This window comes from Duganella sp. GW821-FHT01E12 (genome assembly GCF_059422325.1).
The window spans coordinates 71,343-94,606 of the sequence record NZ_JBWKWR010000002.1; the positions used below are offsets into that span (position 1 = coordinate 71,343).

Consider the following 23,264-nt stretch of genomic DNA (forward strand, 5'->3'; position numbering starts at 1 on the left):
TGGGCGGCGGCCGCGAGGTTGGCAGCCGTTGTGGCGGAGGCATTGGCCGCGGCCGCGGCCGAGCCGCCGGAATTGATGACCGGTACCGTGCCGCTGCCCAGCGTGATCGACGCCGCGCTCACCGAGCCGAACGGAGCGGCCAACGACACCGGCGCGCCATTGCTGTTGATCGTGGTCGCGCTGCCGACGCTGATGCTGCCATTGACCGCCAGCGCCGAGATGCTGCCGGTCGGCGAACTCACACTCAGCCCCCCGCCCAGCACGATGTTATTGGTCGCCAACATCTTGATGGAATTGCTGGCGTTCAGCTGCGAGCCCGATAGCAAGGTGATGTCGGTGCTGGCCGACAGCGCGATGTCGTCGCCGATCACCTGGTCGCTCACGGTGATCGGGCTGTGCGCGGTGATCGACACGGCGCCGTTGTAGGCATGGATGGTGCCGCCGGTATGGATGCCGCCGTGATTGTCGATGACGATGTTGCCGTTGGTGGTGGTCAAGGTCCCCAGCGCCAGTTCGCCGCTGGCGACCGTGTTGTTGAGCAGGATGCTGCCATGGGCATTGGTGGCGGCGAAGGCGCCCACATGGTTGCCGCTGTCGGTCAGCGTGATGCCGTTGGTGGCCACCGCGTGCAGGCTGTCGGTCACCAGCGGGCCGGTCTGGGTGATCGTCCCGCCGCCCTCGCCCACGGCCAGCGTAATGCCGTTCTGCGCCCGCACGGCGCCGATCGCCACGTTGCCGAAACCGTAGACGTTGAGCGAGCCGTTCATGTCGATGCTGCCGCTGGTCTGCACCAGGTTGTTGACGGTCAGCGCGGCGGCGCTGTTGGTGCCGCTCAGTACGCCGTTGGCCAGCGTCAGGTTGGTGACCGACATCGCGCCGTTCAGCGCCAGGCTGCCGCCGTTGAGGTTGAGCGTGGCGCCGTTCAGGTACGAGGGGCTGCCGCCGCTGGCGATGGTCAGCGCGCCGCCGGTCAGCGCCAGCTGGGTGCCGCTGCCGACGGTGAGCGTGTTCAGCGTGGTGTTGCCGGCGCTGGCGTCGTAGGTGATGGTGCCGGCGCTGCTGCCGATGCTGGCGGCCAGCACGTTGGCGCCGTCCGGCGCGATGCTGTCGACCCAGTTGCCGGCGGCGCTCCACAGGCCGCCGCCGCTGCCGCTCCAGGTCGAGAGCGGCCGCGCCGTGATCGTGCCCTGGACGCCGGGGTTGAGCGTGTAGTTGCCGGCGTCGGCGCCGGTGATGGACGGCGCGAAGCCGGTGACGTTGACCGTCTTGTTGACGCCGACGTTCTTGTCGACGTAGCTGGCGGTGCTGCCCTCGCCGATCAGCAGCGACACCGCATCGAGTCCGGCCGGCGTGCCCAGCAGTCCGCTCAGCGTGGCGCCGGCGAAGGTGGCGTTGGTCGTGTTGTCGTACTGGTGGTTGGCCAGGGTCACCGTCAACGGGGCCGGCGTGATGTTGGCGGTCAGGCCGGTGGGCAAACCGGTCACCACGTAGTTGCCGCCGTCGGCGCCGCCCAGCGTGAAGCCGGTCACCATCACGTTCTTGTTGTTGCCGACGTTGCGGTCGGAGAAGGAGCCGCTGCCGCTGGCCAGCGTGACCACGTCGCTGCCGATCACACCGCTCAGCGTACCGCTGCCGACGTTCAGCGTCGCCAAGGTGCCGTACTGGCTGGTGGCCGGATTCAAGTCCGTGTTGTACACGCGGCTGTTGGCGGTGACGCCGCTCGCGCTCAACTGCGCCGGCGCGATTTCCGTCATCAGGCTAGGCGGCGATACCAGCTGGTAGTTGCCGGCGTCGGCGCCGGACAAGCTGTAGTTACCGAGCGATACCACGACCAGCTTGCTGGCGCCGGCGTTCTTGTTCTGCAGCGTGGCGGTGCCGGTGCCGGCCAGCGTCACGATATCGTCGCCGATCGGGCTGACCGAGGCGGTACCGTTCAGGCTGATGTTGGTGGTGCCGTCATACGTGCGGCCCGGGGCGCTCAGGCCGGTGATCGGCAGCTTGGCCTGGTTGATCGTGCCGGTGCCGGATACGCCGTCGAGCACGTAGTTGTTGTACGGGTTGTTGATCAGCGTCGGGCTGGCGACGGTGATGGTCTTGCCGGTGCCGGCATTCTTGTCGGCGAAGCTCAGGGCGCCGCAGATGCCCGGCAGGTCGCCGTTGACGGTGTTGCTGTAGCTGAAGCCGTAGGTGCCGTCGGAGGTGCCCAGCACCAGGTCGGTCGAGCGGTCGTAGGTCTTGCTGGCGCCGGTGATGGTGGCGGTGATGTGGCGGGCGTTGATGACCAGCGGCGCCGTGGCGTCGTAGCTGATGTCGTACTTGGTCGAATACAGGCCGCCCACGTTGTAGGTGCCGGCATTGACCGCGCCATCGTAGCCCAGCGTGCCGCTGATGTCGGCGTGGGTGTAAGTCTGGCCGAAGTCCGCCGAAGCGGCGTTGTAATCCTTGCTGCTGCCGGTGCCGGTCACGTGCACCGACAGCGGCGTCAGGAAGCCGCGCAGCAAAGGCGTCGTGTGGCCTTCGTAGATGCGCCACACCGACGAGCCGCCGTCGAAGTCGAAACCGGTGAAACTGGCTTGCTGCTTCATCTGCGCCGGCGTGCGTCCGACCGCGCCGGCGCTGTCGTTGCCAGCGCTTGGCGCATTGAAGAAGCTGGCCGTCACCGCGCCGCCATTGGCGCCGGCGCCGACCAGCGCGTAGACCAGGTCGTTGGTGCTGGTCTTGACGTCGCCGCTGCTGTAGGTGGCGTTCAAGGTGCCGTACATGCCGTTGCCGCCCAACAGGCCGCCGGTGCTGCCGATGCTGTTGGCGTTCTTGCCGATCACATTGCCGACCACGTAGGAATTGCTGATGGCGCCATTGGAATACCCCGTCAGCCCGCCGATGTTCGAGCCATTGCCGTAGAGGTTGGATTCGATCGCCACGCCGCTGACGGTGCCGCCCATCTGGACGCTGCCCGCCAGCACGCCGGCATAGCTGTTGCCCTCGACCGTCGCGCCGGCGATCCGGACGTCGCGGATCGTGCCCGTGTCGAGCACCGAGAACAGCCCGACCTGGTTGGTGGTCGGCAGATTGATGTAGAGGCCGCTGATGGTCTTGTGATTGCCGTCAAACGTGCCGCTGTAAGCGCTCCCGCCGATCGGCTTGAAGCCCTGATAGACGCCAAAGCCCATCTGGTTCCAGTGCGCGGTCGGGCTGGCGTCGATGTCGTTGATCAGCTTGTAGAATGTGCCGCTCGACAGCGAGCCGCCACCTTGCAAGCCGTAGATGTCGGCCAGCTGGTAAGGCGAACCGCTGCTGCCGTCGCCGGCCGCCGCGCGTATGAAGCTGCCGCCGGCGATGCGGAAGTCGGTGGCGCTGAAACCCGGCAGGCTGCCGATCTGGCTCCAGTTGCCCGCCTGCAGATTGAAGATGCCGTTGACGGTCACGCTGCCGGCGGCGCTGATGCTGGTGCCGGCGTTCAGGGCCAGGCCGCTGGTGCTGAGCGCCGCTTGCAGGCTGATGCCGCCGGTGGCGGTCAGGGCCAGGTTGTTGGTCAGCGTCAGCGGCTGGCTGACCAAGATGTTGCCAACAGAGTTGTTGTTATTGTCGATCGTCAGCCAGCTGGTGTGGGCACTGGCCAGGTCGGCGCCGCTCAGCGCCAGCGTGCTGGCCGGCTTGCCGGCGGCGCCAAGGTCGACCGGATTGGTCGAACCCAGGCTGACCGAGCTGGCCGTGAGCGAACCACCGGCCAGCGTCATCTTGCCGGCGTACAGGTTGATGCCGGAGCTGGACGTGATGCTGCCGGCATTGGTGATGCCGTAGTCGCCGCTTGGATGCGTGACCAGGCTGACCACGCCGCTGCCGTTGACGGCCGCGCCGCTGCCGACGCTGATGTTGCCGCCCTGGCTGAACAGCGTCAGCGTGCCGGCGTTCTGGCCGCCCGTCAGGTCCAGGTTGCCCACCACGGACAGGTTGCCGGTGTTGCTGCCGTAGCCGCTGCCGCCGGCGGCGTCGCCGATGCTGAGCCAGCCGTTGAGCGGCAGGTGGACGCCGGCCAGCTCGGTCTGGCTCAGGCCCAGCACGCCTGTGCCGTCGGCCGCGCCGGCGCCGACCTGGATGCTGGCGGTGTCGGAGTAAGGCGTCAGCCGCACGCCGTGTCCGGTGGTCGCGGACAGCGTGCCGTTCAGCGCCATGTTATCGGCCTGCACGGTGATGTTGCCGCCCGATGAAGCGATGGCGGCGCCGTTGTTGACCGTGACCAGGCCGTCGGCCTTGGTCGAAGTAAGCGTCATGTTGCCGGTGCTGCTGACGTTGCCGCTCACCGTGAGGTTGCCGTTGGCGGCCTTGGCCGTCAACGTGCCGCCCGCGCTGCTGCCGCCCAGGTTGGCGCTGGCCGCCGTCAGCAGCACATTGCCGCTGGTCGCCTGCAGCGACGCCACGCCGCTGATGGAGTTGCTGTCGTTTTCCAGCGTAAGGTTGGTGACGGCCATCGCGTTGAGGTTGTTGACCGTGAGCGCGGCGATCGGCTCGGTGACCTGCACGATGGAGCGGCCCGACGTCAGGACCAGGTTGCTGGCGCCGCCGGTGATCGGCGCCTTGAGGTTGATGTCCCGGTCCGCCGTCAGCGACAGGGTCCGGCCTGACGGCAGAAGGATCTCGCTGAGCACAGAAATATCGCCGCCGCCGCTGCCGTTGGGGTTGCCCGTGCTGACCGTCACATTACTGGCCAGCAGCGCCGTGTGCAGCGTGTTGGTCAACAGCAGCGAATCCTGCACGCTGCCCGACTCCAGGAAGGTGCCGCCGCCGGCCAGCAGATTCAGGTTGCCCACCGAGTTCGGTACGCCGGACACGCTGCTGTTGTCGGCGATATACACATCGCTGGGGTCCAGCAACAGCTTGCCGGTGACGCCTTGGGGCGCGCGGGTGTCGACCGTGCCCCGCATGTCCAGGTAGTGGCCGGAGGTTTCGACGAAGCCGCCGTTGCCGCCGTTGGCGCCGCCGCGCGCCGAGATGCTGCCGAACATCTGCGTGGCCTGGTCGCTCCAGACGATGACCTTGCCGCCGTCGCCGTTCACCGTGGCGTCGGCCTTGATGACGCTGTCCTTGCCCACATACGATTGCTGCGCGTTCCGCACCGCCGCGTTCTTGCCCTGGTAGTCGCCGCCGACCAGCACCGTGCCGCCGCCGGCCGCGCCGCTGGCGTCGACCACGGCGTTGCCGGTCAAGCCCACCAGCGGACCCAGCAATTGGATATCGCCGCCGGTGTTCAGGTTGCTGCCGGTCGCGGTGGTCGTGCTGCCCGCCTCCACCAGCGTGGTGCCGCTCGATTTCAGAACGATCTGGCCGTTGGCGCCGCGCACCGCGCTGTTGGCGTTGATGCTGCCGCGCTGGCTGACCAGCGCGCCATACACGCCCACCCGTCCGCCCTGCGCCACGATCTGCCCCAGGTTCAGCGCCTGGTCGGCCGGCGCCGACACCACCACCTGCACGTTCGGATCCTTGGAATCGAACAGCTGCACGCTGTGGCCGGCCGCCAGCATCACCTCGCCGTTGGGCGCGGAGATCACGCCGCTGTTTTCCACCGCCGGCGCCACCAGGAAGATCTGCCCGCCGGACGGCGTGGTGATGGTGCCCGCGTTGCTGACCTTGCCCGCCGTGGCGCTGCCGCTGAAGTTGTTTTTGCCGGCCAGGAAGTCGGCGTTCGAGATCGCCAGGCTGGAGGCCACCAGGCCGTTGACGTCGACCCGCGAACCGGCGCCGAAGATCACGCCGTTCGGATTAATCAGGAACACCTTGCCGTTCGATTGCAGCGAGCCGAGGATCTGCGTCGGGTTCTGGCCGGTGATGCGGTTGAGCACCTTGCTGTCCGCGCTCTGCTGGATGAAGCGGGTGATCTCGTCCGGCGCCACCGAAAAACTCTGCCAGTTGATGATGGTGTTGGGCGTGTTGGTGATCGAATAGGTCTTGCCCTGCAGGTTGAAGCTGGCCTGGCCCGCCACCACGGTCGGATTGCCCGGCCCCGCCTGGGCGGCGGAATAGCAGGCAGCCACCATGACGGCGATCAGTTTGCGGCGCAGCGGCGCGGTGTTGGCGCGGCGTTGCGGGGGGCGGCTGGTATCGGCTTTCATAACGGCATCCTCTATCCGGTGGGGATTGGTGTCCGCGCGCTCCGGAATGCCGCGGACTGGTTACTCGGAATTGTTGTAGGGCAGAAGGGGAAACGCACCCGCAAAGCATAGCCACAAGGAAACTAATATTCCTCTAAGTGTAGCCTTCTTTGCCGAGGCCGCCACATTTTTTCCTTTCCGGACGGCAGATTTTTCCCTGCCTGTGGCGAGATTGCGCCTATTTATTTCGCCTTCATGTTTAAGCAATTTCCACTATTTGGTCTCGAAAGTGGTCACGCCGTCCCAGTCCGCGCCGGGCGGATGGGCGCGATAGTAGGCGATGCGCTCAGTATATAAGGAGTAGAGACTGCGCTCAGGAAATGTTGCCTGCAATTCAACGATAATCTGCATGGCTTGATCCCACTGTTGCATACGAACAGCAGCGAGCGCCGCATGCCAGCGTTCCAACTCCTTGCGCGTGGACGGATCGAGGTCTTTGTCCAGAACAATCGGCTCGAAAATCGCCACCGGTTCGTGCTTGCCCTTGACCCGCACCAGGTCCAGCTCGCGGTAGGCGTACTCCGGCGCGGCGGCGCGGGTGGCCTCGCCCACCGCGATGCCGACCCCGTAGACCTTGGTGATGCCCTCCAGCCGCGAGCCCAGGTTCACGGCGTCGCCCATGACGGTGTAGGCGCGGCGGATCTTCGAGCCCATGTCGCCCACGTGCATCAGGCCGGTGTTCAGGCCGATGCCGATCTTCAGCGGCGGCCAGCCGCGCGCGATGAAGTCCTCGTTGAGCCGGCGCGCGCTGGCCTGCATCAGCAGCGAGGTGGCCACCGCGCGGCTGGCGTGGTCGGGGAAGGCCACCGGCGCGCCCCAGAAGGCCATGACGGCGTCGCCGATATACTTGTCGAGCGTGCCCCGATGGCTGTCGCGGATGTCCTCCGACATCGCCGTCAGGTACAGGTTGATGTACTCGCGCAGCTGCTTGGGCGTCAGCCCCTCGGAGATGGTGGTGAAGCCGCGCACGTCGACGAACAGCACGGTCAGCTCGCGGCTCTCGCCGTCCATATTGTATTTTTCCGGGTCGTCGGCCATCTCGGCCACCAGCTCCGGCGCCACGTATTCGCCGAAGCGCGACACCAGCGCCTGCCCTTTTCTCACCTCGAAGAAATACCCCCACGCCACGTTGAGCACGAACACCGAGGCGATCACGATCAGCTGCATGGCCAGGTTGTAGATCAGGTCGAGCGAGCTGTATTCGTAGTAGTTCAGACCGAAGCTGGCGGCCAGCACCAGCACGCCCAGCAGGATGGAGCGCAGCGGCGACAGCGCGGCCAGCGCAAAACTCAGCAGCAGGCCGATCGCCAGGATCTGCCCGGCCTCGATCACGAACGCCGCGTAGGAGCGCGACTTGAAGCGGTTGTCGAGGATGGACTTGATGATGTTGGCGTGGATCTCCACGCCCGGATACTCGGCCTTGACCGGCGTGGCGCGCAGGTCGACCAGGCCGGGCGCGGTGGTGCCGATCAGCACGGCCGTGCCCTTGAGCAGCGCGACCGGCGCGCGCCCGGTCAGCACGTCCGCCGCCGACACGTAGCGGAAGGCGCCGCCGGACGGCCCGCCGGTGCCGCGGAACTGCACCACCGTGGTCATCGCCTCGCCGACCGGAATCACGCGCTGCTTGTGGTCCGGCAGCAAAAAGGTCAGCGCGTCGTAGCCGCCGCTTTCCAGCTGGCTCTGCGACAGCTGGTCGACCGATTCGGTCAGCAGCGGCTTGATCGCCAGCGCGCCCAGGTACAGCCCGGCCGTGGCCACCGACAGCGAGGGATAGTAGTTCTCGCCCACCTGCTGGATCAGGTAGGCCGAGCGCACGATGCCGTCCGGATCGGTGGACACGGAAAAACTGCCGCCGCCGGCCGCCGCCCTTTGCAGCACCGGCACGTTGGCCTCGAAGCCGGGGGCGTTGTAGGCGGTCAGCTCGCGGCCGTTCAGGTCGCGCTCGGTGAACAGCGGCTTGGGCAGCTCGCCCTTGACTTGGTCCGGCGACAGGTTGAAGCCCAGGATCACCGGCTGCCCTTTCAGCGCGGCGGCGAACAGGCCGTCGTAGTCCAGCGCGGGCTTGAGCTCGGCCAGCTTCTGCCTGAGCGCGGGCACGTCGCTCAGCTCCTGCTGGGACAGCTTTTCCAGCACGCCGTAGCCGGAGCTGGTGTCCGGCTCGGGGAAGGAGATATCGTAGCCGACCGCCTTCACCTGGTAGTGCCCGGTCAGCTGCGAGATCAGCCGCGCCTGCACGTTGCGGCTCCACGGGAAGCGGCCGAACTCGGTCAGCGCCTTGCCGTCGATGTCGACGATGACGATGCGCGGGTCCAGCACCGGCGCCGCCAGCTTCATGCGCTCGCCGGCCAGCAGGTTGTCGAAGCGGGCCACGGCCTCGCTGTCCCATATGTTGAGCGAGTACAGCACGCCGGCCGCCGTGATCAGCACGCCCAGCAGCCAGCGCGGGCCGTACTTCAGCAAGACCTTGGTCCACTTGGCGGGGATCAGGCGCACGCGCGCTCCTTACGGTGTGTAGCCGGGAATGAGGGATTCGTCGATGACGTCGATCTGCTTCTCGTCCATGTTCTTGTGGGCGAACTGCAGATAGATCTTGCTGCGGATGAAGATGTCGAACAGGTCGGGATCGATGTGGCCGTTGAGCGAGAAGTTGCCCAGGATGCGCAGCGACTCCGACAACATCTTGCCCTTCTTGTAAGGCCGGTCCTTGGCGGTGAGCGCTTCGAAGATGTCGGCGATCGCCATCAGCCGCGCCGGCACCGACATCTGCTCCTTGGTCAGCCCGCGCGGATAGCCCTTGCCGTCCATGCGCTCGTGGTGGCCGCCGGCGTATTCCGGCACGTTCTTCAGGTGCTTGGGCCAGGGCAGCGCCTCCAGCATGCGGATCGTCATCGAGATGTGGTTGTTGATCTGCTTGCGCTCGGGCTCGGTCAAGGTGCCGAACTTGATGGTCAGGTTCATCACCTCGTCGGCGTCGAGGAAGTCGCGCTCGGCGCCGTCCGGGCCGGTCCAGCGGTGGCGGGCGATGGCGTGCACGCGGTCCTGGTCGGCCGCCGCCATACCCTCGCCGCCGACGTTGGCGGCGCGGATGAAGTCGCGGTCGGCGCGCAGCGCGGCCTGCTGCGCGGCCAGCCCGGCGTCGATGGCGGCGTGGTCGCTGCCCGCTTCCAGCTTGCGCTGCAAGGCGGCGATCTCGGCGTCGCGCAGCAGCACCTCGAAGCGGGTGTCGATCAGCGCGATGCGGTCGAAGATGGTTTCCAGCTTGGTGGCCTTGTCCACCACGTGCACCGGCGTGGTGATCTTGCCGCAATCGTGCAGCAGGCCGGCCAGCCACAGTTCCTTGCGGTCGGCGTCGGTCATGCGGAACCCGGCCATCGGGCCGGTCTCGGTGGCGTGCACGGCCTCGGCCAGCATCATCGTCAGTTCCGGCACGAACTGGCAGTGGCGGCCGGTGTACGGCGATTTTTCATCGATGCCGATATTGATCAGGTTGACCAGGGCTTCCAGCAGTTCCTCCAACTGGCCGATCAGGCGCTGGTGGGTGAGCGCCACCGCCCCCTGCGCCGCCAGCGCCTCGATGAAGCGCTGGTCGGTCTGGCTGAAGGCGCGGATGGCGCCGGTGGTCTTGTCCTTGGCGTTGATCAGCTGCAGCACGCCCACCAGCTCGCCCTCGTGGTCGCTCATCGGCACCGTCAGGAACGATTGCGAATGGTAGTGGCGCAGCTGGTCGAACTTGACCATGCCGGAAAAGTTGAACACGTCGGCCTTGTACACGTCCTCGATGTTGACCGACAGGCCGAAGTGCGCCGCGTAGGCCGCCACCGAGGCCAGGTTTTTTTCGCCGTTGTCGTCGAACAGCGGCACGCCCGGCGCCGAGATCGGCTCGCCGCTGACGCCGCCCTGGTGGGTCTGCAAGGTGTCGTTGATGAGGATGGCGAAATCCAGGTGGCGCTTGTCCTCGCTGGGGCGGTACAGGGTGCCGCCGTCGGCGTTGGTCAAGCTCTTGGCCACGATCAGGATGCGCTCCAACAGCGTATCGGTATCATGGCTGCCGCCCAGCTGGACGCTCAACTCCGTCAGCTGGTCGAGCCGCTGTGCGATCTGGGTTTGATTCAACTCTTGCATAATTGCTTTTTAAATACCGGTTGCATGGGCTGGCGTCAGTTGCACAGGTAAAGTGTAGCCCCAGCACAAGCTGTTGTACATCGGCAAATGCTCGGCGACACAAATATAGCGCGGCCAGTGTCGGGTTTTTCCCTGTTGCAGAAAAAAAAAGCTATCATCGACCGGCGTATCGAGCAAAAAAATACAGGGATTGAGCATGAAATTTATTTTTTGGGGAGTGCGCGGTTCCATTCCCTCCCCCGGGCCGCGCACCGCGCGCTACGGCGGCAACACCACGTGCATCGAAGTGCGCACCGACGACGACACCCTGATCGTCATCGATGGCGGCACCGGTATTTTTTCGCTGGCCCAGTCGCTGCTGCAGAACAAGACCACGCCCATCCACGCCAACATCTTCATCACCCACAGCCACTGGGACCACATCCACGGCCTGCCCTTCTTCACGCCGCTGTTCGTGCGCGACAGCCGCGTGCGCCTGCACGGCGTGACCGACCCGGTGACCGGCAACGGCATCGAACACGTGATGGGCGTGCAGCTGCAAAACAGTTATTTCCCGGTCAGCGAAACGCAGATGGACGCCACCATCGAATACCGCACGCTCACCGTCGGCGAGCCCATCGAGGTGGGCGACGCCACCGTGCACAACGTGGTGATGAACCATCCCGTGACCGACCTCGGCTATCGTATCGAATGCCACGGCAAGTCGGTGTTCTTCACCGGCGACCACGAGCCGCACTACAACATCCACCCGCCCGGCCATCCGGAGCACGACGCCTACCAGCGGTGGATGGACCAGCGCAACGCCGCCATCGACGCCACCGTGCGGGGCGTCGACGCACTGATCGTCGACTGCTCCTACACCCGCGAGGAATACCCGGCCAAGCAGGGCTGGGGCCACGGCACCTTCGACTCGGCGTTCTCGCTGGCGCTGCGCACCGGCGCCAAAGCGCTATACTGCACCCATCATGAACCGACCCGCAGCGACGACGAACTCGAAGCCGTGTTCGCCGAGGTAATGGCGCGCCACGCGCCGCTGCTGGGCGATCTGAAAGTCTTCCTCGCTTACGAAGGCATGGAAGTCCATCTGACCTAGCGAGGGCACCATGAACGACGCCGGCCTCCCCAGTCCACACCCCAGCGATGTCGACCTGCGGCTGGCGTTCTTCCAGAAGCTGCAAACCGTCACCACCAAGATCCACGCCACCAGCAACCTGGACGAGATCATGCTCGACCTGGGCATGGAGTTCTGCGACCTGTTCAACTGCGACCGCTTCACGCTGTACGCGATGGACCATGAAAAGGACTACATCGTCTCCAAGGTCAAGACCGGGCTGACCTCGTTCCGCGACCTCAAGCTGGCGGTCACGCCGGCCTCCATCGCCGGCTACGTCGCGCTGACCCGCAAGACCGTCAACATCGCCGACGTCTACGACCAGGCCGAGCTGGCGCGCTACTCGCCGGAGCTGCGCTTCCAGCAGGGCGTGGACCAGCGCACCGGCTACCGCACCAAACAGATGCTGGTGGCGCCGCTGATCGCGGTGCAGTCGCGCGAACTGCTGGGCGTGGTCCAGTTCATCAACAACCGCGACCGCGCGCCCTTCTCCGCCATCGCCGAGGCCGGCGTGAAGGAGCTGTGCGAGACGCTGTCGGTGGCCTTCAGCCAGCGCATGAAGCCACCGCAAATGGTACGCACCAAATATGACGGACTGGTGACCGACGCGGTGCTGTCGGCGCCCGAGCTGGAGCTGGCCACGCGCTCGGCCCGCAAGAAGGACCACGACATCGAGGAGGTGCTGATCGACGAATTCCAGGTCAAGCCGGCCGCCATCGGCGCCTCGCTGGAGCGGCACTTCGGCGTGCCGTACGAGCACTTCCGGCCTGAACGCATCAAACCGGTGGAACTGCTGAAGAACCTCAAGCGCCAGTACATCGAGGAATCCGGCTGGATGCCGCTGGAGGACGGCAAGGACGGCATGCTGGTGGTGGCGCTGGACCCGGAACGGGTGGCCAACACCCACATCGTCAACCAGATCTTCCCCAAGGCCAAGCCAGTGTTCCGCGTGACGGGCAACCGCGAGTTCCGCCAGATGGTCGAGCACTTCTTCGGCGCCGCCGGCGACAGCGGCAGCGTCGGCGACCTGCTGTCGGGCATGGACGACGACGACGGCGATGCCGAGGGCGGCTCGGCCGAGGTGTCGGAGGCGGTCGAGAACGAGCTGGTCAAGCTGCTCAACAAGATCATCGTCGACGCCTACCGCCAGGGCGTGTCGGACATCCACATCGAGCCGCTGCCCGGCAAGGGCAAGACCGGCATCCGCTTCCGCAAGGACGGCACGCTGGTGCCCTACATCGAGATCCCGGCCTCGTACCGCAGCGCGCTGGTGGCGCGGGTCAAGATCATGTGCGACCTCGACATCTCCGAGCGGCGCAAGCCGCAGGACGGCAAGATCAAGTTCAAGAAATACGGCCCGCTGGACATCGAACTGCGGGTGGCGACCATCCCCTCGGCCGGCGGTGTCGAGGACATCGTGATGCGCATCCTGGCGGCCGGCGAACCCATCCCGCTCGACAAGCTGGGCGTGCTGCCGTTCAACCTGGAACGCCTGCGCGCCACCATCGAGAAACCGTATGGCCTGTTTTTCGTCTGCGGCCCGACCGGCTCCGGCAAGACCACCACGCTGCACTCGGTGCTGAACTACCTGAACACGCCGGACACCAAGATCTGGACCGCCGAGGACCCGGTCGAGATCACGCAGAAAGGCTTGCGCCAGGTGCAGGTCAACCGCAAGGCCGGGCTGGACTTCGCCACCGTGATGCGCGCCTTCCTGCGCGCCGATCCGGACATCATCATGGTCGGCGAGATGCGCGACAAGGAAACCGTCGGCATGGGCATCGAAGCGTCGCTGACGGGCCACCTGGTGTTCGCCACGCTGCACACCAACAGCGCGCCGGAATCGATCGTGCGGCTGCTGGACATGGGCATGGACCCGTTCAACTTCGCCGACGCGCTGCTGGGCATCCTGGCGCAGCGGCTGGCCAAGCGCCTGTGCGCCAACTGCAAGCAGGCCTACCACCCGGGCGAGGAGGAACTGAACCTGCTGCTGACGGAGTTCTGCGAAGAGCTGCAAAGCACGGAGAGTTTCCTCAAGGACGCAGCCGCCGGCCGCGCGGCGGTGCTGGCCGGCTGGCGCCAGCGCTACGCCAGGGATGGCAAGTTCACGCTGTACCGCGCCATCGGCTGCGACGAGTGCAACAAAGGCTACAAGGGGCGCGTCGGCCTGCACGAGCTGATGATAGGCACAGACAAGGTCAAGAAGCTGCTACAGGAGCATGCGCGGGTGGCTCAGCTGCTGGCGGCCGCGCTGGAGGACGGCATGCTGACCCTGAAGATGGACGGCATCGAGAAGGTCCTGCTGGGCATCACCGACATCAAGATGGTGCGGGCGGTCTGCATCAAGTAGGCGTTGCGCGGCACGGCGCGGCGGTCGGCCAGCGCGCGCAGGCGCGACACGCCGGCCTTCAGGTTGAACGAGCGGCCGGCCAGCATGGTATCGACCAGCTGCGTGGCCATCGACAGCGCCGGCGCTGCCGCGCTCCGCGCCGAATACGGCAGCACCAGGCGGTAGCGGTCGCGCATGCGCGGCACCACGCCGACGAAGCCCAGCGTCACTTCATTGAAGGCCAGCCGGCGCAATTCCAGCGCCACCTGCTGCACCAGCGGCACCAGGGGCGGCAGCTGGTCGCAGCGCTTGCCCACCAGGCCGCGCTGGCGGCGCAGGCCGGGCAAGGCGGCCTGCAAGCGGCGCTCCAGCGCCTGCATGGCGGCGGGCGTGGGGCTGTCGTGGTCCAGTTCGAGAATGCTGAGCAGGCAGGGTTGGGAGGAATAGCGGTTGTCGCTGGCAAGGTAGCGCTGATCGGTGATACGCATAATCGGCAATCTCCTCTTTAAAAAACGAACAACATTATGGCCAACTTCACGCCGGCGCGGAAGCGGCGCACCCGCCATCCACGCGTAAGACCATGCCGACAGCTAACGTGCGCTTAAGCCGCGCGTGCTACTACGGCAATTGCTTTTCGAAACAGACGGCCAGCGGGTTGCCGATGTATTTGCCGTAGTTGGCGATCCGGTGGTAGCCGCGCGCCTCGTAGAAATCGACGGCGCGGCGGTTGACCAGGCGCGTCTCCAGCCACAGGGCCTGGTAGCCCAGCGCCTGCGCCTGCTCCTCCAGGTAGCGCAGCACCGCGCTGCCGACGCCGCTGGTGCCGTGGCGCGCGTACATGCGCTTGATCTCGGCCACGCCCGGCTCCAGCGGCCGCAGCGCGCCGCAGCCCAGCGCCAGGCCGGCGGCGTCGCGCGCCACCACGAAGCAGCCCGCCGGGCCGCACACGTCGTCGATGTCGAACGAGGCGTTACCGCTGTCGCCGGTGATCGCTTCCAGCGCGGTCGACAACTCCTCCATCAACAACCGGGAGTCGCGCGCGGTGGGGTCTTCGGTCTGGAGTTGGATGTCGGTATGCATGGTGTGCAGATTATTGCACAGTACAGATGACCAGCTCGGGATCGGCGTTGATGCGCACCGGAATACGGCTGCAGCCCACGCCGCGACTGACGATCAGGTCGCCATTGCCGCGCACCGGGAAGCGTCCATAATGATAGGGACGCGACAGCGGACCGGCCGGCAGCACCAGCGGCGTGCCGTCGCGCAGCGCGATCTGGCCGCCGTGCGTGTGGCCGGCGAAGGCGAGGTCGTAGCGCCGGCCGTCCAGCGACAGCAGGCCGTCCGGCGCGTGCATCAGCAGCACGCGCACCGCGCCGGCGCCGGCAAAGGTGGCGGCGCCGTCGGGCTGGCCGGTCCAGGGATCGTCCATGCCGCAGATGGACACGTGGGCGAACGGCGCCGGCAGCGCCAGCGCGCGGTTGACCAGCATCTGCACGCCGGCCGCCTCGAAGCGGCGGCAGATGTCGCCGTCGTCGGTGGACAGGTCGTGGTTGCCCAGCACGGCGAACTTGCCCAGCGGCGGCCGGCAGGCCGACAGCGCAGGACACAGCACCGCCGCATTGGCGGCCGGGCCGGACACGTAATCGCCGCCCATCAGCAGCAGGTCCGGCCGCTCGGCGGCGATGCGCTCGAACAAGTCGTTGAAGATGCCGGCGTGGGTGGGCGGGCCGGCGTGGAAATCGGAAGCGAACGCGATCTTGAGCGGACGCGGCAGGCGTTTGCCGGCCGGCAGCGCGATCGCGTGACGGGTCACGCCCAGGCGGCCGTGCAAGCGGCAGTGGTAGCTCAGCGCGCTCACCACGCCCCCCATCAGGACGACATTCACCAGCGCCTCCAACTTGCTACGGCGCGGCGAATAATGCTTACTGCGGGGAACTTTCATGGGAAAAACGATCAAACGGGTAAAGAGGCGGCATGATAGCCTATTTGGGGCGGCGCGGGACGGCGGCGGCCCGCCCCGCTTATCAGCCCGCCTCGTCGCGGGGACCGACCGCCTGCGGTTCGGCGCGCCGCAGCGCCGTGTCCAGCGCCTCGTTGAACACGTCCACGCTCAGGGGCTTGGTCAGATAGCACAGAAAGCCCTCCTGCCGGCTGCGCGCGACATCCTGCGGCATGGCGTTGGCCGACAGCGCGATCACCGGGATGTCGCGCGTGGCCGGATCGGCGCGCAGCAGCGCCATGGCTTCGTTGCCGCTCATGCCGGGCAGGTTGATGTCCATCAGGATCACGTCCGGCCGCTGCTCGCGCGCCAGCCGCAGGCCGGTGCTGGCCTCGGTGGCGCTCAGCAGCGTGAGGTCGCCGCGGAAGCCGACCAATTCCCGCACCAGCGTCAGGTTGGCCGGATTGTCCTCCACGTACAGCAAGCTGCGCTGCCCGGCCAGCGCGGCCAGCGCCGGGCCGGCCGGCTGGGGCTGGCCGAAGTCCGGCGTCTCGGTGCGGGCCGCCGCGTTCAGCTCGATCCAGAACATGCTGCCCACGCCCACCGTGCTGCTCACGCCGATGGTGCCGCCCATCATTTCGACCAGGCGCCGGGTCATCACCAGGCCGATGCCGGTGCCCTCCTCGTTGAGCGCCTCGCGCCCCAGGCGGTTGAAGGGCTGGAACAGCTGGGCCAGCTGGGCCTGCGTGAGTCCCTCGCCGCCGTCCTGGATCGCGATCTGCGTGCGCTGCGGCGAGAGTGCGATGCAGGTCACGCTGACCAGCCCGCCCTTGCGGTTGTACTTGACCGCGTTGGTCAGCAGGTTCAGCAGCACTTGCTTCAGGCGCGTGTGGTCGGCCTGCACGTACATGCCGGGGTCGAGCACGAAACGCAGGCGCAGCTCGCGGCTGTCGGCCAGCGGGCCTATCATCTGCTGGCAGGCGATCATGATTTCTTCCAGCTCGACCGGTTCCAGCGACAGCGACAGCGTGCCCGACTCGACCTTGGCCAGGTCCAGCACCTCGTTGATCAGCACCAGCAGGTGCTTGCCGGCCTTGAGGATGTGCTGGGTGAATTCGCGCCGCTTCTCCGGCGTCACCGGCATCTTGTCCGACAGCAGGATCTGGGCGAAGCCGAGGATGGCGTTGAGCGGCGTGCGCAGCTCGTGGCTCATGTTGGCCAGGAAGGTCGACTTGGCCTGGTTGGCCTGCTCGGCGTTGATCTGCGCGCGCCGCAGCTCGGCCACGAACTGCTTGCGCTCGCCGATATCGGCCAGCACCACCACCGAGCGCCGCATGCCGTGCACCTCGAAATCGTTCATCGCCAGTTCCAGCGACAGCTGGCGGCCATCGCGGTGCAGGCCGCCGACCTCGCCGTCGCGGATGAAGGCGCGTTCACTGTCGGCCGCCAGTTCCGGTATCAGCAGCGAGATGTGGCGTCCCAGCACGTCCGCCGCGGCGTAGCCGAACACCTTGTCCAGCGCGGGATTGGCGCTCTTGACCACGCCGGCGGCGTCGGTGGTGAGCACGCAGTCGGCGATGTTGTGCACCACCGCGCGGATTTCCTCCTCCTTAAAATGCAGCTCCTCCAGCGCGTTCGCGTACTGCATGGCGCGCCGCTCGTTTTGCAGGTTCATGCTGTGCAGGTCGGCGCCGCGCTGCACAGCCTGGCCGTGCGACACCACCAGGCGGGCGAACAGCTTGTTGCTCTCCAACAGAAGCACGATCAGCACGCAGCTGGCCGCCAGCAGGCCGTAGATGCGGCCGGCGTACCAGCCGACGTCGTAGCGGCCGGCGTTGAGCACCGCCGACAGGCCGATGTCGCACAACCAGGCCGCCATCACCACGCCCAGCCACAGGTCCAGCATGGAGCGGCTGGAATAGCGCCACAGCACGGCCAGCGCGGCCACGCTGCAGGCCCAGGTGCCCGCCAGCGCGATGCGCCCGGCCAGCGTGTAGCGGCCGGCCTCCAGGATGGGCGGCAGCAGCTCGTGGCCCACGGTGGCCAGCACGGTGAAGGCGCCGGCGGCCGCGATCGCCGCGACGATGGCCCACAGCGCGGCGCGCGGCGGCGTCAGGCGGGCGTGCGGCCGCTGCCGCTCGCGATGGCCCAGCAGCGCGTGCGCCATGACGCAAACGGGGAAGCCGGCGTGCCAGAACACATACAGCCAGGCGGTGGCCTGGCTGTGCCCGCCCAACAGGCCGGCCGGCGAAAACGTGCCCGGGAAGGTCAGCATGTGCGGCACGGTCAGCAGCGCGGTGAACAGGTAGCCGCCGGCCAGCACCAGCAGCGATTTCGAGCGCAGCACGCTGAAGTGCCCGAACAGCATCGCGGCGGTGATCAGGTCGTTGAGCAGCAGGCTGGATTCGTAGATGGGGATGAAGGCTGCCAGCGGCGTCAGCGGCACCTGGGTGTACGGCAGCAGCGCGCAGAACACCACCGCCGAGACCAGCGTCAGCGCGAGCGCGCGCCTGCGCGCCTGCCGGTCTGCCGCCATCAATGGCAACAATGGCAAGCTTGCCGCCGGCGATAAATCTGTCATGCCTCCTCCGCGATGGGTGCCGGCCTTTCAGCCTGCAAGTCATTGTAGCATCTGCAGATGCGCCCGCCAGCCCGCCGTTTCACCTCCGGCGGAACAGGTCGAAACTCAGCGCCTGGCGCCAGCATCAAGGCGTAACCGCGCGGCGGCGCAACGGTACTCGCCCCCCCATACACTCAGCCGATGCCACTTGCAACGACTACAGCGCGACGTCGACCAGCAGCTGCGGCTGCAAGGCGCGGATGCGCAGTTCGGTGAAGTAGCCGCCCGCCTCGTTGTAGCGCAGGTAGTGGCGGCCGCAGTTCAGGCAGCGGGCGACCTGGCTCAGGTTGCTCGGATAGTAGCGCGGGGCGATGGGCGCGTCGTCGCTTTCGTAGCGCGTGCCGTGGGGATGGTATTCGGCGAAGGTGGGCTCGTCGTAGGGGTCGTCCATCAGCGTGCCGACTTCCTCGAAGCGGTCGAGCTCCAGCGTGGCCGGCAGGCGCTGCCACGCCGCCAGCGAAACGGTACAGCAACTGCACGGCGCCGTCACATCGGCCGAGGCCCGGGCCAACAACATCAGCTGCGCAAAATCGATTTTCAACATGGCATGCCCATCAGGAGAATTTGCGATTCTAACGCAAGCCGGACTTGATCGTGGCCTGGGCCTGGCGCCGGCATCCTGACATCAAAAAAGGGAGCCGCAGCTCCCTTGTTTTTACATGATGTGGTGACCGACCCACCAGGCCAGCGCGGCGACGAACGCCGAGGCCGGGATCGTGAACACCCAGGCCCACACGATGTTGCCCGCCACGCCCCAGCGCACCGCCGACATCTTCTGCGCCGAACCGACGCCGACGATCGCGCCGGTGATGGTGTGCGTGGTCGAGACCGGCACGCCGAAGTGCGAGGCGATCAGCAGGGTCAGCGCGCCGCCGGTCTCGGCGCAGAAGCCGCCCACCGGTTTGAGCTTGGTAATCTTCTGGCCCATGGTCTTGACGATGCGCCAGCCGCCGAACAGCGTGCCGAACGAGATCGCCGTGTAGCACGAGATCACCACCCACAGCGGCGGCGAGGCGTCGCCGGCCGGCACCTGGCCGACCGCGATCAGCAGCATCCAGATGATGCCGATGGTCTTTTGCGCGTCGTTGCCGCCGTGACCCAGGCTGTATGACGCGGCCGACACCAGCTGCAGGCGGCGGAACCATTTGTCGACCCGGCGCGGCGTCGAGCGCACGAAGATCCACGAGACGATCAGCATGATGATGGAGCCGAACACAAAGCCCATCAGCGGCGACAGGATGATCCACTGCACCGTCTTGAGCAGGCCGCCGCCGACCAACGCGCCGGTGCCGGACTTGGCCACCGCGGCGCCGACCAGGCCGCCGATCAGCGCGTGCGACGACGACGAGGGGATGCCGTAGTACCAGGTGAACAGGTTCCACGCGATGGCGCCGACCAGCGCGCCGAAGATCACGTACTGGTCGACGATGCCGGGGTCGATGGTGCCCTTGCCCACCGTGGACGCCACGTGCAGGCCGACCACGAAGATGGCGGTGAAGTTGAACAGCGCGGCCATGGCCACCGCCGTCTGCGGCTTGAGCACGCCGGTCGAGACCACGGTCGCGATCGCGTTGGCGGCGTCGTGGAAGCCATTCATGAAGTCAAACACCAGCGCCAGGGCGATCAGAACGCCCAGCACGTAGATGCTGATTTGTAGGGTATGCATGTTGGACTATTCTTTGTTGTAGTTATGACGCTTACGCGTTTTCGACGATGATGCCTTCGATGATGTTGGCCACATCCTCGCAACGGTCGGTCACCGTTTCGAGGATCTCGTAGATGGCCTTCATCTTGATCAGGTTGCGCACGTCCGGTTCGTCGCGGAACAGCTTGGACATGGCGGCGCGCATCACGTGGTCGGCATCCGATTCCAGGCGGTCGATCTCTTCGCAGATGGCGACGATCTGGCGCGAATTGTCCATGTTGTGCAGCAGGGCCACGGCGTCGCGCACCTTCTCGGTACAGGCCAGCACCAGCTCGGCCAGGCGCTTGGCTTCCGGCGTGACCGAGTGCAGGTCGTACAGCGACACGGTCTGGGCCGCGTCTTCCAGCAGGTCCAGGATGTCGTCCATGCGGGTGATCAGCTTGTGGATGTCGTCGCGGTCGATCGGGGTGATGAAGGTCTTGTGCAGCAGGTCGACGGTGGCGTAGGTGATCTTGTCGGCCTGCTTCTCGATGCTCTCGATCGCGTGCACGCGATTTTCCAGATCGTCGAAATTGGACATCAGGCCCAGCATTTCTTTTGCACCTTTGACGCACAGCTCGGCGTGTTGGTTAAACAGGTCAAAAAATTTGCCCTCGGTGGGCATCAAACGTCCAAACATTGTATTCTCCGTTCCATTAATTACTGCAGATCGCCGCCCGGATAAGGACGGCGTAAAGATTAGTCGCCCTGATACAGCGCCAGGTTACCGACATAGTTGCCAAACTTGGTGTACTGGCCGATCCAGGTCAGGCGTACCGAGCCGATCGGGCCGTTACGCTGCTTACCGATGATGATCTCGGCCGTTCCCTTATCGGGCGAGTCCGGGTTGTAGACCTCGTCGCGATACAGGAAGATGATGACGTCCGCGTCCTGCTCGATAGCGCCGGATTCGCGCAGGTCGGACATGACGGGACGTTTGTTGGGGCGTTGTTCCAGCGAGCGGTTCAGCTGCGACAGCGCGATCACCGGGCACTGCAGCTCCTTGGCCAGGCCTTTCAGCGATCGGGAAATCTCGGATATCTCCGAGGCGCGGTTGTCGCCCGGGGTGGAACCCTGCATCAGCTGCAGGTAGTCGACCACGATCAGGCCCAGCTTGCCGCACTGGCGCGACAGGCGACGCGCGCGGGCGCGCATCTCGATCGGGTTCAACGCCGGGGTCTCGTCGATGTAGACCTGGGCGTCGTTCATTTTCTGGATGGCGTGCGTCAGGCGCGGCCAATCCTCGTCGTTCAATTTACCGGTGCGCAGGCGGTGCTGGTCCAGCTGGCCGACCGAGCCCAGCATACGCATGGCCAGCTGCACGCCGCCCATCTCCATCGAGAACACGGCCACCGGCAAGCCCTCTTCCACCGCGACGTTCTCGGCGATGTTCATCGAGAACGCGGTCTTGCCCATCGACGGACGGCCGGCCACCACCACCATGTCGCCCGGCTGCAGGCCGGAGGTCATGCGGTCGAGGTCGATCCAGCCGGTCGGCACGCCGGTGATCTCGGAGCCGGAATCGCGCGAATACAGCTCGTCGATGCGCTCCACCACCTGGGTCAGCAGCGGCTGCACCGGCAGCCAGCCGGCCGCGCCGCGCGCGCCCTGCTCGGCGATGGCGAATATCTTGGACTCGGCCTCGTCGAGCATCTGCTTGACTTCCTTGCCCTGGGGCGTGAAGGCCTGGCCGGAAATCTCGTCGGCGACCGTGATCAGCTGGCGCAGGATGGAGCGATCGCGCACGATCTCGGCGTAGCGGCGGATGTTGGCGGCAGATGGCGTGTTTTGCGCCATCGCGTTCAGGTAGGCCAGGCCGCCCACGTCCTCCGCCTTGCCCAGCTGGGTCAGGGTCTCGAACACCGTGATGACGTCGGCCGGCTTGGAGCCGTTTATCATCTTGACGATCTGCTCGTAGATGATGCGGTGGTCGTAGCGGTAGAAGTCTTCGGGGTGCATCATGTCCGCAATGCGGTCGAACGCCGCATTATCGCGCAGCAGGCCGCCGATGACGGACTGTTCTGCTTCGATGGAATGCGGCGGGACGCGGAGTGAATCTACTTGCGGATCGGAGGGGGCGTTCATGGCGCGAATTATACCTGCTTGCTTGAGCCGTATTACAAATTTATGACGAGAAAAAAGCCGGGCAAGCCCGGCTTTTTCAAAGGTGTTGCAACACTGATCAGACGTTTCCGCCTGAAAAAGTATTAGGCAGCTTCGCCTACGACAGCAACGGTCACTTCCACCACCACGTCGGTGTGCAGAGCAACGCTGACTGGGTGCTCGCCAACGGTCTTCAGAGGACCGGTAGGCATGCGCACGGCAGCTTTTTCAACAGCGAAACCAGCTTTGCTCAGGGCTTCAGCGATGTCGAAGTTGGTGACGGAGCCGAACAGACGGCCGTCAACACCAGCTTTTTGCGAAACGTTCACGGTCATGCCGTTCAGTTTCTCGCCTTGGGCTTGGGCAGCAGCCAGCTTTTCAGCAGCGGCTTTTTCCAGTTCGGCGCGCTTGACTTCGAATTCAGCAACGGCGGACGCGGTAGCGCGGCGGGCCATTTTTTGCGGAATCAGGAAGTTACGTGCGTAACCGTCTTTAACTTTAACGACTTCACCCAGGTTGCCCAGGTTGACGACTTTTTCTAACAGAATGATTTGCATAGTTCTTCTCCAGGATCTTATCTAGACGACGCAATTAAGCGTGGTGCAGATCGGTGTAAGGCAGCAGCGCGAGGTAGCGAGCGCGCTTGATTGCGGTGTCAACTTGACGCTGGTAGTGCGCCTTGGTACCGGTCAGACGTGCTGGCATGATTTTGCCGTTTTCCTGGACGAAGTCTTTCAGGGTGTCGACGTCTTTGTAGTCAACTTGTTCCACGTTTGCTGCGGTGAAGCGGCAGAACTTCTTACGCTTGAACAGTGGGTTTTGTTGCTTGCGCTTTTCTTTCAGCTTGAGCTTGTTTTTGTCGAACTTTTTACCGAATGCCATTTTAGGCTCCTGTATCTAAATTGAGCTGTCTGGGACAGCACTAAAATCAATGATGTGAAACACCAGGCTTTTGCTATTGCGATTCTTCTTGTTCAGGAAACCGGTGAACTGATACATGCCTGCCAGTGGCGCCTGACTGAAGCGGCCTGAAATCTCGCCCGCGGCAACCGCGGAAATTTCAAACTCGCTCAATCGGGCGATGCCTGCCTCGACTTGCTGCGACCGGTGCTGGAGTACAGCGTTCACGATCGGCATGCCGGCCGGGGTGTAGCGCAAGGCGTCCCGTTCGGCGATCAGGGCAATCAACTGGAGCTGATTCAGCTCGGTT

General features: G+C 65.6%; 16 protein-coding genes. 2 read left to right on the top strand and 14 right to left on the bottom strand.

Features of this window, described 5'->3' with window-relative positions:
- The 3 genes from AC07WS_RS05595 to AC07WS_RS05605 all read right to left on the bottom strand — a co-directional run.
- A partial coding sequence (locus AC07WS_RS05595; RefSeq protein WP_494728112.1) for a YDG domain-containing protein occupies positions 1-6,107 on the bottom strand: 6,107 nt, incomplete at its 3' end.
- Between the two features lie 252 nt (positions 6,108-6,359).
- Positions 6,360-8,639 carry a CHASE2 domain-containing protein gene (locus tag AC07WS_RS05600; RefSeq protein WP_494728113.1) on the bottom strand — a complete coding sequence of 760 codons (2,280 nt, stop codon included), beginning with the start codon at positions 8,637-8,639 and terminating at the stop codon, positions 6,360-6,362.
- A 9-nt stretch (positions 8,640-8,648) separates the two neighbouring features.
- Positions 8,649-10,268, bottom strand: coding sequence for an HD domain-containing phosphohydrolase (locus AC07WS_RS05605; protein WP_494728114.1), 1,620 nt, complete (start codon positions 10,266-10,268; stop codon positions 8,649-8,651).
- A gap of 196 nt (positions 10,269-10,464) precedes the next feature.
- On the opposite strand from AC07WS_RS05605, the gene AC07WS_RS05610 reads away from it, so the two are divergent.
- Together AC07WS_RS05610 and AC07WS_RS05615 are read left to right on the top strand one after the other, a co-directional pair.
- Positions 10,465-11,361 carry an MBL fold metallo-hydrolase gene (locus AC07WS_RS05610; RefSeq protein WP_494728115.1) on the top strand — a complete coding sequence of 299 codons (897 nt, stop codon included), beginning with the start codon at positions 10,465-10,467 and terminating at the stop codon, positions 11,359-11,361.
- Between the two features lie 10 nt (positions 11,362-11,371).
- Complete coding sequence (locus AC07WS_RS05615) at positions 11,372-13,729, top strand: ATPase, T2SS/T4P/T4SS family (RefSeq protein WP_494728116.1); 2,358 nt, start codon at positions 11,372-11,374, stop codon at positions 13,727-13,729.
- Here AC07WS_RS05615 and AC07WS_RS05620 read toward each other — a convergent pair.
- The 11 genes from AC07WS_RS05620 to priB form a co-directional block, all read right to left on the bottom strand.
- Positions 13,612-14,196 carry a hypothetical protein gene (locus AC07WS_RS05620; protein ID WP_494728117.1) on the bottom strand — a complete coding sequence of 195 codons (585 nt, stop codon included), beginning with the start codon at positions 14,194-14,196 and terminating at the stop codon, positions 13,612-13,614. The two genes, AC07WS_RS05615 and AC07WS_RS05620, sit on opposite strands and share 118 nt — an antisense overlap.
- Positions 14,197-14,326: 130 nt before the next feature.
- Positions 14,327-14,788: a GNAT family N-acetyltransferase gene (locus AC07WS_RS05625; protein ID WP_494728118.1), complete on the bottom strand. Its 462-nt coding sequence runs from the start codon at positions 14,786-14,788 to the stop codon at positions 14,327-14,329.
- Positions 14,789-14,798: 10 nt separating this feature from the next.
- The gene (locus tag AC07WS_RS05630) at positions 14,799-15,593 is read right to left on the bottom strand and encodes a metallophosphoesterase (RefSeq protein WP_494728119.1); all 795 of its coding nucleotides are present in this window, start codon (positions 15,591-15,593) and stop codon (positions 14,799-14,801) included.
- Positions 15,594-15,732: 139 nt separating this feature from the next.
- Positions 15,733-18,228, bottom strand: a complete 2,496-nt coding sequence (locus AC07WS_RS05635; RefSeq protein WP_494728120.1) for an MASE4 domain-containing protein — start codon at positions 18,226-18,228, stop codon at positions 15,733-15,735.
- 196 nt (positions 18,229-18,424) lie between these two features.
- Positions 18,425-18,811, bottom strand: a complete 387-nt coding sequence (locus AC07WS_RS05640; RefSeq protein WP_494728121.1) for a hypothetical protein — start codon at positions 18,809-18,811, stop codon at positions 18,425-18,427.
- A gap of 111 nt (positions 18,812-18,922) precedes the next feature.
- On the bottom strand, positions 18,923-19,933 hold the full coding sequence (locus AC07WS_RS05645) for an inorganic phosphate transporter (RefSeq protein WP_117014909.1): 1,011 nt from the start codon (positions 19,931-19,933) through the stop codon (positions 18,923-18,925).
- 31 nt (positions 19,934-19,964) lie between these two features.
- Positions 19,965-20,591, bottom strand: a complete 627-nt coding sequence (locus tag AC07WS_RS05650) for a DUF47 domain-containing protein (protein ID WP_494728122.1) — start codon at positions 20,589-20,591, stop codon at positions 19,965-19,967.
- A 59-nt stretch (positions 20,592-20,650) separates the two neighbouring features.
- Positions 20,651-22,036 carry a replicative DNA helicase gene (locus tag AC07WS_RS05655; protein WP_161085827.1) on the bottom strand — a complete coding sequence of 462 codons (1,386 nt, stop codon included), beginning with the start codon at positions 22,034-22,036 and terminating at the stop codon, positions 20,651-20,653.
- 122 nt (positions 22,037-22,158) lie between these two features.
- The gene (rplI, locus tag AC07WS_RS05660) at positions 22,159-22,611 is read right to left on the bottom strand and encodes a 50S ribosomal protein L9 (RefSeq protein WP_028819628.1); all 453 of its coding nucleotides are present in this window, start codon (positions 22,609-22,611) and stop codon (positions 22,159-22,161) included.
- 34 nt (positions 22,612-22,645) lie between these two features.
- Positions 22,646-22,936 (bottom strand): 30S ribosomal protein S18, encoded by a 291-nt coding sequence (gene rpsR / locus AC07WS_RS05665; protein WP_008450941.1) that lies wholly within the window; start codon positions 22,934-22,936, stop codon positions 22,646-22,648.
- Positions 22,937-22,951: 15 nt separating this feature from the next.
- Positions 22,952-23,257, bottom strand: a complete 306-nt coding sequence (priB, locus tag AC07WS_RS05670) for a primosomal replication protein N (protein WP_028819550.1) — start codon at positions 23,255-23,257, stop codon at positions 22,952-22,954.
- Between the last annotated feature and the right edge of the window lie 7 nt (positions 23,258-23,264).